Annotated in this window: 16 protein-coding genes; 10 read left to right on the top strand and 6 right to left on the bottom strand. The window is 73.4% G+C overall.

Annotation, left to right across the window (positions count from 1 at the left end):
- The first annotated feature begins 42 nt into the window (after positions 1-42).
- The 6 genes from O7604_RS28485 (at position 43) to O7604_RS28460 (ending at position 3,931) form a co-directional block, all read left to right on the top strand.
- A complete protein-coding gene (locus tag O7604_RS28485; protein ID WP_281578354.1) occupies positions 43-864 on the top strand; it encodes a DUF1206 domain-containing protein in 822 nt (273 codons plus the stop codon).
- 77 nt (positions 865-941) lie between these two features.
- The gene (locus O7604_RS28480; RefSeq protein ID WP_281578353.1) at positions 942-2,141 is read left to right on the top strand and encodes a mechanosensitive ion channel family protein; all 1,200 of its coding nucleotides are present in this window, start codon (positions 942-944) and stop codon (positions 2,139-2,141) included.
- A gap of 255 nt (positions 2,142-2,396) precedes the next feature.
- A complete protein-coding gene (locus tag O7604_RS28475; protein ID WP_013474843.1) occupies positions 2,397-2,831 on the top strand; it encodes a phage holin family protein in 435 nt (144 codons plus the stop codon).
- On the top strand, positions 2,828-3,169 hold the full coding sequence (locus O7604_RS28470; protein ID WP_013285415.1) for a DUF3618 domain-containing protein: 342 nt from the start codon (positions 2,828-2,830) through the stop codon (positions 3,167-3,169). Before O7604_RS28475 ends, O7604_RS28470 begins: the two co-directional genes overlap by 4 nt.
- The gene (locus tag O7604_RS28465) at positions 3,166-3,438 is read left to right on the top strand and encodes a DUF4235 domain-containing protein (RefSeq protein WP_013285416.1); all 273 of its coding nucleotides are present in this window, start codon (positions 3,166-3,168) and stop codon (positions 3,436-3,438) included. Before O7604_RS28470 ends, O7604_RS28465 begins: the two co-directional genes overlap by 4 nt.
- Before the next feature lie 289 nt (positions 3,439-3,727).
- Positions 3,728-3,931, top strand: coding sequence for a cold-shock protein (locus O7604_RS28460; RefSeq protein WP_007075740.1), 204 nt, complete (start codon positions 3,728-3,730; stop codon positions 3,929-3,931).
- An 81-nt stretch (positions 3,932-4,012) separates the two neighbouring features.
- Here O7604_RS28460 and O7604_RS28455 read toward each other — a convergent pair whose 3' ends face one another.
- Together O7604_RS28455 and O7604_RS28450 are read right to left on the bottom strand one after the other, a co-directional pair.
- Positions 4,013-4,204 carry a hypothetical protein gene (locus O7604_RS28455; RefSeq protein ID WP_269700560.1) on the bottom strand — a complete coding sequence of 64 codons (192 nt, stop codon included), beginning with the start codon at positions 4,202-4,204 and terminating at the stop codon, positions 4,013-4,015.
- 82 nt (positions 4,205-4,286) lie between these two features.
- Positions 4,287-5,270, bottom strand: a complete 984-nt coding sequence (locus O7604_RS28450; RefSeq protein ID WP_281578352.1) for an aldo/keto reductase — start codon at positions 5,268-5,270, stop codon at positions 4,287-4,289.
- 84 nt (positions 5,271-5,354) lie between these two features.
- Between O7604_RS28450 and O7604_RS28445 the strand changes: the two genes are divergently transcribed.
- Positions 5,355-6,146 carry a trans-aconitate 2-methyltransferase gene (locus O7604_RS28445; RefSeq protein ID WP_281578351.1) on the top strand — a complete coding sequence of 264 codons (792 nt, stop codon included), beginning with the start codon at positions 5,355-5,357 and terminating at the stop codon, positions 6,144-6,146.
- Positions 6,143-7,168 (top strand): adenosine deaminase, encoded by a 1,026-nt coding sequence (locus O7604_RS28440; RefSeq protein WP_269700557.1) that lies wholly within the window; start codon positions 6,143-6,145, stop codon positions 7,166-7,168. Before O7604_RS28445 ends, O7604_RS28440 begins: the two co-directional genes overlap by 4 nt.
- Here the strand turns inward: O7604_RS28440 and O7604_RS28435 are convergent.
- From O7604_RS28435 to O7604_RS28425, 3 genes are all read right to left on the bottom strand, one after another.
- The gene (locus O7604_RS28435) at positions 7,125-7,400 is read right to left on the bottom strand and encodes a hypothetical protein (RefSeq protein ID WP_281578350.1); all 276 of its coding nucleotides are present in this window, start codon (positions 7,398-7,400) and stop codon (positions 7,125-7,127) included. The two genes, O7604_RS28440 and O7604_RS28435, sit on opposite strands and share 44 nt — an antisense overlap.
- A gap of 228 nt (positions 7,401-7,628) precedes the next feature.
- A complete protein-coding gene (locus tag O7604_RS28430; RefSeq protein WP_269706871.1) occupies positions 7,629-9,020 on the bottom strand; it encodes a HAMP domain-containing sensor histidine kinase in 1,392 nt (463 codons plus the stop codon).
- A 29-nt stretch (positions 9,021-9,049) separates the two neighbouring features.
- Positions 9,050-9,739, bottom strand: coding sequence for a response regulator transcription factor (locus O7604_RS28425; protein ID WP_013285422.1), 690 nt, complete (start codon positions 9,737-9,739; stop codon positions 9,050-9,052).
- Positions 9,740-9,812: 73 nt separating this feature from the next.
- On the opposite strand from O7604_RS28425, the gene O7604_RS28420 reads away from it, so the two are divergent.
- Entirely contained in the window at positions 9,813-10,742 is a 930-nt protein-coding gene (locus O7604_RS28420) for an ADP-ribosylglycohydrolase family protein (RefSeq protein WP_269700555.1), read from the top strand.
- A 150-nt stretch (positions 10,743-10,892) separates the two neighbouring features.
- On the opposite strand, the gene O7604_RS28415 is transcribed toward O7604_RS28420, so the two are convergent.
- Positions 10,893-11,852 (bottom strand): DUF1775 domain-containing protein, encoded by a 960-nt coding sequence (locus O7604_RS28415; protein WP_281578349.1) that lies wholly within the window; start codon positions 11,850-11,852, stop codon positions 10,893-10,895.
- Between the two features lie 204 nt (positions 11,853-12,056).
- Between O7604_RS28415 and thrS the strand changes: the two genes are divergently transcribed.
- Positions 12,057-14,078: a threonine--tRNA ligase gene (thrS, locus tag O7604_RS28410; protein ID WP_281578348.1), complete on the top strand. Its 2,022-nt coding sequence runs from the start codon at positions 12,057-12,059 to the stop codon at positions 14,076-14,078.
- Positions 14,079-14,097 lie beyond the last annotated feature (19 nt).

Here is a 14,097-nt window from a genome sequence, read left to right as displayed (position 1 = left end):
GCGAGACGTTTGGAAAATCGCCCGCCGGGAGATTGAGGGCTCATGTCTCTCACCCGGAATGCCGGAGCCACCGCCGCACAGGCTCGAAACAGCCGGTGGCTCGAACTGTTGACCCGTGCCGGATTCATCGGATACGGGGTGGTGCACCTCCTCTTCGCCTGGCTGGCGCTGCAGATCGCCTTCGGTAACTCGGGCGAGGAGGGAAACCAGAACGGCGCGCTGCGCACCCTCGGTGAACAGCCGCTCGGGAAGTTCCTCCTGATCGCGGTCGCGGTCGGCCTGTTCGCCATGGCGATCTGGCAGGCCTTCGAGGCGATCTCCGGCCACGTGTCCAAGACCGGCAAGGAACGACTGTTCGAACGGATCGCCTCGGCGGTCCGGGTCGTCGTGTTCGTCTGGCTGGGCTGGACCGCGATCAAGGTCTTCCAGGACGCCAGCTCCAACGCCTCCGACCAGCAGCAGCAGCTCTCCGAGAAGCTGATGGCCTCCGACGGCGGCCGTTGGCTGGTCGGACTGGCCGGGCTGGTGCTCGCCGCGGTCGGCATCGGCATGGTGATCTACGGCCTGAAGAAGAAGTTCGAGCGCAACCTCAAGACCGGCGAGATGAGCCCCAAGACCCGTCAGCTCACCCGCCGCCTCGGCATGGCCGGGTACGCCGCCCGGGGTGGCGTGTTCGCCATCGCCGGCCTGCTGGTCGTGATCGCCGCGGTGAACTACGACCCGGAGAAGGCGCGCGGCCTGGACGCCGCCCTGCGGACGCTGCGCGACCAGTCGTACGGGCCGTGGCTGCTGGCGCTCATGGCGCTCGGCATCGCCGCGTTCGGTGTCTACTGCTTCTTCCAGTCCCGGTACCGCAAGGTCTGATCCTGGTCGATACCCGGGCCGCCGGGCACCATTGGGCCTTTGCCCGATGCCCGCCCGGTCGGAGGGAGAGAGAGTACGTGCAGAGTTATGTCGTGACCATCGCCGCCGCGCTCGCCGCGGCGGCGATCGCGTTGGTGCTGGCCCAGGTGGTGCACCGGGTCACCCGCCGCCTCGGCCGCCGCTCGCTGCTGATGACCGAGCTGACCGAGCACGCGCACCGCGCGTTCCAGGTCGCGCTCACCGTGGCCGCGGTGCAGTTCGCGGTCCGGTTCAGCACCGGGTACGCGATCGGCAGCCCCTGGCGGCAGTTCGTCCTGCACACGCTGGTGCTGGCGACGATCGCCGCCACCGCCTGGCTGGTGGCCTCGCTGCTGGTGGTGGCGGAGGACACCGCGCTGGCCCGGTTCCGGGTCGACGTGCCGAACAACAGGCACGCCCGGCGGGTACGTACCCAGGTGGTGCTGCTGCGCCGGCTCACCATCGCGGTGATCGTGATCCTCACGGTCGGCGTCATGCTGATGACGTTCCCGGCCGTACGCGGCGTCGGCGCCGGTGTGCTGACCTCCGCCGGTGTGATCGCCGCGGTCGCCGCGCTGGCCGCGCAGAGCCTGCTCGCCAACGTCTTCGCCGGTCTCCAGCTCGCGTTCAGCGACGCGGTACGCCTGGACGACGTGGTGGTGGTCGAGGGGGAGTGGGGCCGGATCGAGGAGCTGACACTCAGCTACGTGGTGGTGCAGATCTGGGACGACCGCCGGCTGATCCTGCCCACCTCGTACTTCACCAGCCGGCCGTTCCAGAACTGGACGCGTACCGAGGCGGCGGTGCTCGGCACCGCCGAGTTCGAGCTGGACTGGGCCGTCCCGGTGCAGGCGATGCGGGAGGAACTGCGCCGCCTGTGCGAGGGCACCGAGCTGTGGGACGGGCGCGTCTGCGTGCTCCAGGTGACCGACGCGACCGGCGGCATGGTCAAGGTCCGCGCGCTGGTCAGCGCCGCCGACGCGGGCAGCCTGTGGGACCTGCGGTGCCTGGTCCGCGAGCACCTGGTGACCTGGGTACGCGACCAGCGCCCGACCGCCCTGCCCCGGCTGCGTGCCGAGGTGGGCGACACCACCGGCCCGCTGCCCTGGCAGGCGGTGCCGCTGCGCCGCCCGGTCCGCCGCGCGTCGGACACCGAGGCGCCCGACGACGCGCGGGTCTTCGGCGGCAGCGACGACGGCGAGGCCCGCAGCGAGGTGTTCGTGGGCAGCCGGGAGGAGCACGCCGAGGCGCGTCGCTGACCCCGTACCCCGATCGGAACCCCCGGCCGCCCCGGCGCCGGGGGTTCCGCGCGTGCGGAGGGGGAGCTTTCGGGGGCTTTCGGGCCGGACGGGTTTGCCCGGCCCGTTGCGGGGGACGTGGTGCGCACGCCCCGGATCCGGTGCTCGCGGCACCGGGGTCCGGCGGCGCGCGGCCGGGCGGACCGGCCGCGCCGCGCAGGATTGACGGGCGGCGACTCCGGGCATACAGCGCGGTGATGACGAAAGGAGGACAGCATGGCTGACGTCGCGAGTCGCAGCACGTCGCGGACCGGGAGCGAGCCGTCCACCGCCGAACTGGTGCAGCGCGCCACCGAGCAGGTCACCCGCCTGGTGCGGGACGAGCTGGCCCTGGCCCGGGCGGAGCTGACCCAGAAGGGCAAGCACGCCGGGATCGGGATTGGTCTGTTCGGCGGCGGCGGGGTGATGGCGCTCTATGGCGCGGGCGCTCTGGTCGCTACGGTGATCCTGCTACTGGCGCTTGTCATGCCGGCGTGGCTGGCCGCCCTCATCGTGGCGGTGGCACTGTTCCTGCTCGCCGGGATCCTGGCGCTTGTGGGCAAGAAGCAGGTCAGCCGTGCAGTCCCGCCGGTGCCCGAGGCGGCGGTGCGCAGCGTTCGGGCGGACGTGGACACGGTCACCGCCGCGGTGAAGGACGGGAGGCGGGCATGACCGGTAACGGGACCGGGGACGTGGCGGCGCTCCGGGAGGAGATCCGCCGGACCCGGGTGGAGCTCGGTGAGACGATGGAGCTGCTCGCGGCGCGGGCCGATCCGAAGGCGCTGGTGCGGCACTCCGCCGAGGCGGCGAAGGCGCGGATGCGGGAGCAGGCGTCGCTGACCGCGGCCAGGGTGCGCGGGCGGGCGGCGGAGCGGGCCCGGCTGGTCCGGGCGCAGGCGTACGAGAAGGGTGAGGCGGTCGGGCGCAACCCGTTGCCGTGGGCGGCCATCGCGGCCGGCGCGCTGGTGACGGCGGTGGTGCTGGTGATCGTCAGAGGGAGGCGCAGGTGAGTGGAAGGGTCGGCAAGGCGGCGTACAAGCCGGTGGGGGTGCTGCTCGGCCTGGCCGCCGGTGCCGTCGCCGGGGCGATCTTCCGTCAGGTCTGGAAGGTGACGGCGGGCGACGGCGAGGCGCCGAGCGCCACCGACGAGGACCGCCGCTGGGGCGAGGTGCTCGCCGCCGCGGCCCTGCAGGGGGCCATCTTCTCGGTGGTGCGGGCCGCCGTCGACAGGGGCGGAGCGGTGGGCGTACGCCGGCTGACCGGCCGCTGGCCGGACTGACGAAAAGGCCGGAAAGGCCCCTTTCCCGAGTACGGGAAAGGGGCCTTTCGCATGGCTGCGACGGGGCCGCGCGGCGGCCTCCGCGAGACCTTCAGATCACATGTCGGAGAAATTTCGTCCGTTAGGCTGTGCGAAGTTTTTGCGTACGTGGTTTGCTGTCTCACGCTGTTGAGAGACGCGTGGGTTGAGAGAAGTCTCCTGCATTGGGGGCCGCCTCAGGCGCCGCTGCTCGAAAACGGCCAATCGGCCGCACGGCGTGCTCGGCCGCCAGTTTTAGAAGGAGATACACATGGCGCAGGGAACCGTGAAGTGGTTCAACGCTGACAAGGGCTTCGGCTTCATCACCGTCGACGGCGGGGGTGCTGACGTGTTCGTCCACTTCTCGGCCATCCAGACCAGCGGCTACCGCACGCTGGAGGAGAACCAGCGGGTGGAGTTCGAGATCGCCCAGGGTCAGAAGGGTCCGCAGGCCGAGCAGGTCCGCCCCATCTGAGCTGACCGCACCGGCCGCGCCGGCCGGTGCCGGAAGCCCCGCATCCCGTACGGGAGGCGGGGCTTCGCCTTGCCCGCGACGTCAGCGGCGCCGGGCCCGCATGCCCCACCACAGCCCGGTCAGTCCGATCAGGACCAGTACCGGGCCGACGAGCGCCCAGACCCGCTGGTCGCTCATCACGCTGCCCTCGACGTACCCGAGGCCCAGCACCGTCCACAGCGCACCGAGCACCACGGCGACCAGTCCCAGGGTGAGCCGGAACCAACCCCTCATCGTTCCCCCTCCGACGACGACAGTCCCGCTCCAGCATGCCCGCCGCCGCGGGTGCCCGGCGACGCCGCGCCGGCCGGCCGGCTCACCACCGGTCGTGCACCTGCGGGCGGATCAGCTCGTCGTAGGTGGCCCGCACCGCGGTCAGCTCCACCTCGGTCAGTGCCGGCTGCCCGGCCGCCTCGGCGTTGCGGCGCGCCTGCTCGGGGGATCGGGCGCCGGGGATCACCACGGTCACGCCGGGCTGGTCGAGGATCCACCGCAGCGCGAACTGCGCCATCGTCCGGTCGTCGCCGACCAGCGGCGCGAGCCGGCGTACGGCGGCCAGGCCGCTGTCGTAGTCGACGCCGGAGAACGTCTCGCCCACGTCGAACGACTCGCCGTGGCGGTTGAACGTGCGGTGGTCGTTCGCCGGGAACGTGGTGTTCTCGTCGTACCGCCCGGAGAGCAGGCCGCTGGCCAGCGGCACCCGGGCGATGATCCCCACCCCGGCGGCAGCGGCGGCCGGCAGCACCCGCTCCAGCGGCTTGTGCCGGACCGCGTTGAGGATGATCTGGACGCTCGCCACCCCGGGCCGGGCGATGGCGGTGAGCGCCTGGTCGCAGGTCTCCACGCTGACGCCGTACCCGGCCACGCGGCCCTCGGCCACCAGCGTGTCCAGCGCGTCGAAGACCCGGTCGTCGGCGAAGACGGCGGTGGGCGGGCAGTGCAGCTGCACCAGGTCCAGCGTGTCGACGCCGAGGTTGGTGCGGGACCGGTCGGTCCAGGCCCGGAAGTTGTCGAGCGTGTACGCCTCCGGCGTCTGCTCCACCCGGCGGCCCATCTTGGTGGCCACGGTGAGTCCGTGCCCGGGGCGGGACCGCAGGAACCGCCCGATCAGCGCCTCGCTGCGGCCGTCGCCGTACACGTCGGCGGTGTCCAGGAAGGTGACGCCCGCGTCGACGGCGGCGGCCAGGACGGCGAGCGCGTCGTCCTCGCTGACCTCGCCCCAGTCCGCGCCGAGCTGCCACGCGCCGAGTCCGATGATGCCGACGTGCCGGCCGAGCCGGTCGAAGCTGCGCTGTTCCACCCGGTCGAGCCTAGTGAGCGGCTTGCCGTCGCGCTCGGCGGGCCGTACGGTCTAGCAAGACGTACGTACGGTTTGGAGGCTGTCATGTGGGATCCGCGCACCTACCTGCGCTACGGCGACGAGCGTTCCCGGCCGTTCCACGACCTGCTGGCCCGCGTCGGCGCCGCGCACCCGCGCGCCGTCGTCGACCTCGGCTGCGGCCCCGGCACCCTCACCGCGACGCTCGCCGGCCGTTGGCCCGGCAGCCGGGTCACCGGCCTGGACTCCTCCCCGGAGATGATCGCCCGGGCGAGCGCCGACGGCGGTCCGGTCGCGTACGCGGTCGCCGACGTCCGCGACTGGCGGCCCGAGCCGGACGTGGACGTGCTGGTCGGCAACGCCGTGCTCCAGTGGGTGCCGGAACACCGCGACCTGCTGCGCCGCTGGGCGGGGGAGCTGCCGGCCGGTGCCTGGATGGCGTTCCAGGTACCCGGCAACTTCGACGCGCCCTCGCACCGGCTGCTGCGCTCCGTGGCCGCGCAGGACCGATGGCGGGACGCGCTCGCCGCGAAGCTGCGCGAGGCGCCCGTCGACGAGCCCGTCGGCTACGCCACGCTGCTGACCGACGCGGGCTGCGCGGTCGACGCCTGGGAGACTACGTACGTGCATCTGCTGCCCGCCGCCGGCGCCGACCACCCGGTGCTGGCCTGGATGGAGGGCACCGCGCTGCGCCCGGTGCGCGCCGCGCTGGACGCCGCCGGCTGGGCCGACTTCCGCGCCGAGCTGGGGGTACGGCTCGCGCAGGCGTACCCGGTGCGGCAGGGTCAGGTGTACTTCCCGTTCCGCCGGATCTTCATGGTGGCCCGTACCGGCGCCCGCGCAGAGGAGAACTCGTGACCGACCTGCCCACCTTCATCGCCGGACTGCCCAAGGTGGAGCTGCACGTGCACCACGTCGGCTCGGCCTCACCCCGGATCGTCGCCGAGCTGGCCGCCCGGCACGAGGGGCGCAGCCCCGTCCCGGCCGACCCGGAGGCGCTCGCCGACTACTTCGCGTTCCGCGACTTCGCCCACTTCATCGAGGTCTACCTGAGCGTGGTGGACCTGATCCGCGACGCCGACGACGTCTGGCTGCTCACCCACGAGGTCGCCCGGGAACTGGCCCGCCAGCAGGTCCGCTACGCGGAGCTGACTGTGACGCCGTACTCGCACGTCAACCGCGGCATCCCGGCGCCGGCGTTCTGCGAGGCGATCGAGGACGCCCGCAAGCGCGCCGAGGCCGACTTCGGCATCGCGCTGCGCTGGTGCTTCGACATCCCCGGCGAGGCCGGACTGCCCGCCGCCGAGCAGACGCTGCGGATCGCGCTCGACGAACGACCGGACGGGCTGATCAGCTTCGGCCTCGGCGGTCCCGAGATCGGTGTGCCCCGCCCGCAGTTCAAGCCCTGGTTCGACCAGGCGCGGGCGGCCGGGCTGCGGTCGGTGCCGCACGCCGGTGAGACCACCGGCCCGGAGACGATCTGGGACGCGCTGCGCGAGCTGGGCGCCGAGCGGATCGGCCACGGCATCTCCGCCGCGCAGGACCCGGCGCTGCTGACCTACCTCGCCGAGCGGCGGATCCCGCTGGAGATCTCCCCGACGTCGAACGTGCGCACCCGGGCCGTACCGAGCCTGGACGCGCACCCGCTGCCCCGGCTGGTCGAGGCCGGGGTGCCGGTCAGCATCAACTCCGACGACCCGCCGATGTTCGGCACCACGCTCAACGACGAGTACGCGGTGGCCGCCCGGCTGCTGCGACTCGGCCCGGACGGGGTGGCCGCGCTGGCCCGCGACGCGGTCGCCGCGGCGTTCCTCGCGCCGGCCGAGCAGGCCCGGATCACCGCCGAGATCGACGCGTACCTGGGGAGCGCGGCACGCTGAGCGGCCGTACGGGCGCCGGCCGCCGGGATCCCCGGGGCGGCCGGCGCCGCGCGGTCAGCATCAGCCCGGACAGCGCCAGCGCGGTGAGCGCGGCGGCGGAACCGGAGGCGACGGGCGCGGGCCGGACGGGACCGTGCGCGAGCACCGGGTCCTGCCAGAGTGCGAGCGTGAGCGCGATGCCCAGGCCGATGACAGCGGCCCAGCGGAGCAGACGGCTGACGGCCGGCGGCATGACGGTCACCTCGCGCCCGGGATCGACGGGAGAGCGCGCGCGACGGGAGCGAGGTGTGGGGGGACCGGACTCCCGCCGCGCGCATGATCCGCCGGCCGGAAGGTCTTACGGGGCGTCCCGGCCGACGGAACTGATGGGTTCTGTCAACGATCCTGGCAGTTCACGCCGGTTTTCCGGCCCGCGTTAAACCACCTTTAAGGAGAACTTGCGCCGGTCCACAGTCACGGGTCAGCGCGGGCGCGGCCAGCGTCGTCCGGTCCGCGGCTCGCGGGCCTCCCGGGCCATCCGCCCGACCAGCCCGAACCGGTTCACCTGCCGGGGTGCCGCGTCCGGGTCGGCCAGCAGCATCACCACGCTCGCCCCGCCGAGCCGGGCCCGGTCGATGCTGACCGAACCGTTCGCCTGCAACGCCACCCGCTTGGCGATGTCCAGACCGAGCCCGGTGGAACCCCTGTCGCTCTCACCCCGGCGCAGCGCCCGGTCCGGGTCGGCGATGCCCGGCCCGGCGTCGTCGATGCGGATCGCCACCCAGCCGTCCCGGCGGCTCACCGCCACCTCGAACGCGGTGCCCTGCGGGGTGTACCGGAACACGTTGCCGATCACCGCGTCCAACGCGGCGGCCAGCTCGGCGCGGGGCACCGGTGCCGGGATGCGCAACTGCGCCCCGACCACCCGGTGCGGCCGGTTCTGGTCCCCGGCCAGCGCCGACCAGAAGACCATCCGGTCCCGGACCACCTCGCTCACGTCGCACGACGCCGGCGCCGACTCCTGGGCGACCGCCTTGCGGGTCGTCTTGATGAGCTGGTCGACCTCGCCCTCGAGCGTGACGATCGCCTGCCGGATCCGCCGGATGCCGCGCCGGCGGTCCAGCTCCGCCTCGCTGAACGTGCCGATGCTCGTGTCGTCGGACTCCAGCGCCTCGGCGTCCAGCCGCAGCGCGGTCAGCGGCGTCCGCAGCCGGTGCGACAGGTCGGCTACCAGTTCGTGCTCGTCGGCACGGAGTGCCACCAGCCGTTCCGTCATCCGGTTGAACGCGTGCCCGGCCTCGGCCAGCTCACGCGGGCCGGTCGGTTCGACACGTACCCCCAGCTCGCCGTCACCCACCGCGAGCGCCGCCTTGACCAGGTCGCCGGTGGCGTCCACCGCCCTTGCCGCCACCCGGTCGACCACCGCCACCGCCGCGCCGACCAGCGCCAGGCCGATCGCGAGCAGCAGCAGCCACCGCCCGCCGCCGCCGGAGTCGAGCACCTCGTCGGGGACGAACACCTCCACCACGGCGACCCGGTCACCGAGCACCACCGGGTCCAGCCGCAGCACCCCGCCGTCCACGTCGGTCACCACCGACTGCCGCTGCGCGGCGGCGTCGGCGAGCATCTGCGGGTTCGCGCGCCCGGCGGACTCGTCCGCCCCGATGCCGTGCACGACCGGACGCAGCGCCGGATCGTCGCCGGCCGCGGCGGCCACCGCCCGCTCGACGGTCGCGGTGTCCGTGCTGACCGCCAGCGCGCCGGTCACCAGCGCGGCCCGGCGGGCCGCGTCGGCCAGCTCGGCCTCCCGGGTCCGGTCGCCGAGTGTGAGCCCGAGCGGGATGAGGAATGCGAGCGCGATCAGGCCGCACAGCCCCGCGGTGAGCCCGGCGAGGCTGAACCTCAGTCCGGCGCCACCAGCCGGAAGCCGACCCCCCGCACGGTGCGCAGGTAGCGCGGCTTCGCCGCGGACTCGCCCATTTTGCGGCGGAGCCAGTACAGGTGAACGTCGATGGTCTGGTCCTCGCCGACCGATGGCTGCCGCCATACCTCCTCCAAGAGTTCCCGCCGGGACACTACCCGGCCGGGACGCGCGGCGAGATACGCCAGCAGGTCGAATTCCTTGCGGGTCAGGGCCAGCGCCTCCCCGTCCAGCACGGCGCTGCGCTCGCCCACGTCGACCCGCAGGCCGCCGACCGTGTGCACGGCCGGCGCGACGGTACGGCTGGCCCGGCCGGCCCGGCGCAGCACCGTGGTGATCCGGGCGTCCAGGTGCGCTCCGGTGAACGGCTTGACCATGTAGTCGTCCGCGCCGGCGCGCAGCAGCCGTACCACCGACTGCTCGTCGTCGCGGGCGGTGGCGATGATGATCGGCACGTCGGTGATGCCGCGCAGCATGCGCAGCGCGTCCGAGCCGTCCAGGTCGGGCAGGCCGAGATCGAGCACCACCAGATCCGGTGTCTCCGCGGCGACCCGCCGCAGCGCGTCGAGCGCGGTGCCGACGGCGTGCACCGCGTGCCCCCGGTCGGTGAGCGACCGCAGCATGGCGCCGCGTACGACGTGGTCGTCTTCGACCAGCAGGACGGTTGCCACGTCAGCACCGTACTCGGCGTGGCAAGCCGGACGCGTTGCGGCGGTCCGGCGAAGCGGGCAAGCTGGGACGGCGATGACGTTCACGCTCTTCCCCGACACCCGCCTCGCGCTCGCCCGCGACGCGCTGGCCGGCCTGTCGGTGGGCGACGCCCTCGGCTCCCAGTTCTTCGTCCCCGGCCGGCGCCCGGACGACCTCGCCGCCGGTCGGCTGCCCGCGCCGCCGTGGGAGTGGACCGACGACACCGAGATGGCCTGCTCCGTCGTGGCCGAGCTGGCCGCCGCCGGGCGGATCGACTCCGACCGGCTGGCGTTGGCGTTCGCGCAGCGCTGCGAGCCCTACCGGGGGTACGGGCCGGGCGCGGTGACGGTCCTGCGGCTGATCCGCACCGGCACGCCGTGGCCGGTGGCCGCCGCGTCCGCGTTCGACGGGCAGGGCTCCTGCGGCAACGGCGCCGCGATGCGGGTCGCGCCGCTCGGCGCCTGGCACGCCGACTCCACCCGCCGTGCCGCCGCGCAGGCCCGCGCCTCGGCCGAGGTGACACACGCGCACCCGGAAGGGGTCGCCGGGGCGGTGGCGGTCGCGGTGGCCGCCTCGCTCGCCGCCCGCGCCCGCCTCGACGGCGACCGGCCCGACCCGGCCCGGCTGCTCACCGCCGTCGCCGGGGCGCTCGACCCGGCCGGTGAGGTGCACCGAGGGGTACGCCGGGCCGCCGCGCTGCTCGGCCGTAGCGCCGCGGAGGTGGCCGACGCGCTCGGCAACGGCTCCCGGGTCACCGCGCAGGACACCGTGCCGTTCACGCTCTGGGTCGCCGCCACGCTGCTGCACGACTACCCCGCCGCGATCCGGGCCTGCGTGGAGGCGGGCGGCGACGTGGACACCACCGCCGCCATCGTGGGCGGGATCGTGGCCGCGTACACCGGGGTCGGCGCGCCGGGCGGGGTGCCGGAGGGCTGGCTGGCCGCCCGCGAGCCGCTCCCCGGCTGGCTGACCGCCACCGCCTGACCCCACCCCACCCGCGCCCGCGGCTGCGTTCCGCCGCCGCAGCAGTCCGAGATCTTGGTACGAAATGGCCCCCAGGGGGGCCGTTTCGTACCAAGATCTACTGTGGTCTCGCATCGTGGATTGGTTGTCCGCTTGTTGGGCGGGTGGCGGTCAGGGGCGCGTGGGGGCGGTGCCGGCGGTGACGGGCTCGCCTGCTTCGGGGGTCGCGCTGTCGGAGGCCGCGCCGACGAGGGGCGCAGTCTCGGGCGTCGCGCTGCCGGTCGCGGTGGTTTCGGAGGTCGCGCTGTCGGGGGTGTCGCTGGTGTTGGAGGGGCCGTTGCTGTCTTCCGGGAGGGGCGTGGTGTCGTGCCGGCGGCGACTGAGCAGCCAGCCGATCGCCGCGCCACCGGCCAGCCCGGCGAGCAGGCCGCCGCCGAGCAGCAGGTCGGCGCTCGGCCCGTCGTCCGCGGCCCCGGCCGCCGGTGCCGTGCCGCCCTGCGCGCCACCCTGCACCCCGCCGAGGGCGCCCGGCGCGCCGTGACCGCCGTGCCCGGCGCCGCCCGCTGCGGGGGCGCCGTCGTGCGTCACGGTGCCCGGCAGTGGCGGCAGCAGGGCGAGCGTCGGCGCGGGGTGCGCGCCACCCGCCGGGTCCGCCCACCGGACCACAGTGCCGTCGTCGTACGTCTGCGTCACGGTGAACGTGAGCCGGTCGGTGGCGGGCATCGGTCCCATGCCCAGCGGCAGCCGGGCCGGCCCGGTTCCGGTGCCGGGCATCCGCAGCCAGCTCACCGCGTGGGTCACCTGGTTCAGTTCGGCCGCGTGCATGCCGGGGACCGGCTGGTCGAGCGTGCGGGTGGTGATGGTGGGCGCCCAGTCCGGCACCGACAGCGGGTACACCTCGCCGATCGGGGCGTCAGCGGGCATGGTCAGCTCGATCCGGGTCGTCCGGGTGCCGGGCTTGTCGGCCGGCACCAGCACGGAGAGTTCGATCGCGTCGCCCTGGCGGACCTGTGCGGGCGAGGTCGTGACGGTCACCCCGGCCGCGTTCGCCGCGCCCGGCCAGCCCACCGCCCCGGCGAGTACGGCCGCCAGCAGCGCTGCCGCCCACTGGCCCTGACGGGTCATCCTCATGATCGTCCCCATCCTTCTCGACTGGGGCCGGTTCCGGCTCCGGCCCCACCTGGTAGTTCGGGCGGCGGGGCGAAAAGGTTCAACCCGGCACGGAACTCTCCGGGGACGGGCGGTGGCGTCGGCGGCGGTCCGGGTCCGGGCGACCGATAGCATCGCAGGGGCCGTTCAGCGGCCCTTCCGTACCGTCGACGACTAGGAGTCACCGTGTCCGCACCCCGTACCCCCGTCGTGGCCGACCCCGTCGTCGTCGCCGCCGGGACCACGGCGGCCGACGCGGTGGCCGCGGCCGGCCTGCCGATGACCGGGCCGAAGGCGATCGTGGTGGTCCGCGACCCGCAGGGCCAGCTGCGCGACCTGGACTGGCGCCCGGCCGAGGACGTCGCCGTCGAGCCGGTCGCCCTGGACAGCCCGGACGGGCTGAACGTGCTGCGCCACTCCACCGCCCACGTGCTGGCCCAGGCGGTGCAGGACGTCTTCCCGGAGGCGAAGCTCGGCATCGGCCCGCCGATCGACAACGGCTTCTACTACGACTTCGGTGTCGACAAGCCGTTCCAGCCGGACGACCTCGCCAAGCTCGAGAAGCGCATGCAGGAGATCGTCAAGTCCGGCCAGCGGTTCCGCCGCCGCCGGTTCGCCGACCTGGACGAGGCCCGCGCCGAGCTGGCCGCGGAGCCGTTCAAGCTGGAGCTGATCGAGGTCAAGGGGGAAGGGCTGGACTCCTCCGAGGTGATGGAGGTGGGCGGCGGCGAGCTGACCATCTACGACAACCTCGCCGCGAACGAGGACAAGGTCTGCTGGTCGGACCTGTGCCGCGGCCCGCACCTGCCGAACACCCGGCTGATCGGCGCGTTCAAGCTGATGCGCTCGGCCGCCGCGTACTGGCGCGGGTCGGAGAAGAACCCGCAGCTGCAGCGCGTGTACGGCACGGCGTGGCCGACCCGGGACGAGCTCAAGGCGTACCTGAAGCTCCTGGAGGAGGCCGCCCGCCGCGACCACCGCAAGCTCGGCGCGGACCTCGACCTGTTCAGCTTCCCCGACGAGATCGGCTCCGGCCTGCCGGTCTTCCACCCCAAGGGTGGCGTGCTCAAGCGGGTGATGGAGGACTACGTCCGGGCGCGCCACATCGAGGAGGGCTTCGACTACGTCGGCACGCCGCACATCTCCAAGGAAGGTCTCTTCCACACCTCGGGACACCTGCCCTACTACAAGGACACGATGTTCCCGCCGATGGAGATGGAGGGCAGCGACTACTACCTCAAGGCCATGAACTGCCCGATGCACAACCTGATCTACCGGTCGCGCGGGCGGTCCTACCGGCAGCTGCCGCTGCGGCTGTTCGAGTTCGGGTCGGTCTACCGGTACGAGAAGTCCGGCGTGATCCACGGCCTGACCCGGGTGCGTGGTTTCACCCAGGACGACTCGCACTCCTACTGCACGAAGGAGCAGGCGCCGGCCGAGATCAAGCACCTGCTCGGCTTCGTGCTGAGCCTGCTGCGCGACTTCGGCATCGACGACTTCTACCTGGAGCTGTCGACCCGCGACGACTCCCGGCCGGACAAGTTCGTCGGGTCCGACGAGGACTGGGCGACCGCCACCGCCGTGCTGGAGCAGTGCGCGCTGGAGACCGGGCTGGAACTGGTGCCGGACCCGGGCGGCGCGGCGTTCTACGGCCCGAAGATCTCCGTGCAGGCCAAGGACGCGATCGGCCGCACGTGGCAGATGTCGACCATCCAGTACGACTTCAACCAGCCGAAGGGCTTCGGGCTGGAGTACCAGGCGGCCGACGGCACCCGGCAGCAGCCGGTGATGATCCACTGTGCCAAGTTCGGGTCGATCGAGCGGTTCATCGGCGTGCTCACCGAGCACTACGCGGGCGCGTTCCCGGCCTGGCTGGCGCCGGTGCAGGTGGTCGGCATCCCGATCCGCGAGGAGCACGGCGACTACCTGGTCGACTTCGCCGCGACGCTGCGCCGGCACGGCGTCCGGGCCGAGGTGGACCTGGGCGACGACCGGATGCAGAAGAAGATCCGCAACGCGCAGCAGCAGAAGATCCCGTTCATGGTGATCGCCGGCGACGACGACGTGGCTGCCGGCACCGTCTCGTTCCGCTACCGCGACGGCTCGCAGCGCAACGGCGTACCGATCGACGAGGCGGTGGCGCACGTCCGCGAGGTGGTGGAGTCGCGTACCAACGCCGGTCCTGCCGCCGAGCGGGCCGGATCGTAGGATCGCCGGTGTGACAGGG

It is taken from the genome of Micromonospora sp. WMMA1947, assembly GCF_027497355.1.
GTDB lineage: Bacteria > Actinomycetota > Actinomycetes > Mycobacteriales > Micromonosporaceae > Micromonospora.
Note: the sequence above shows the minus strand (reverse complement) of the source record. Positions and strands in the feature narration are given on the sequence as shown.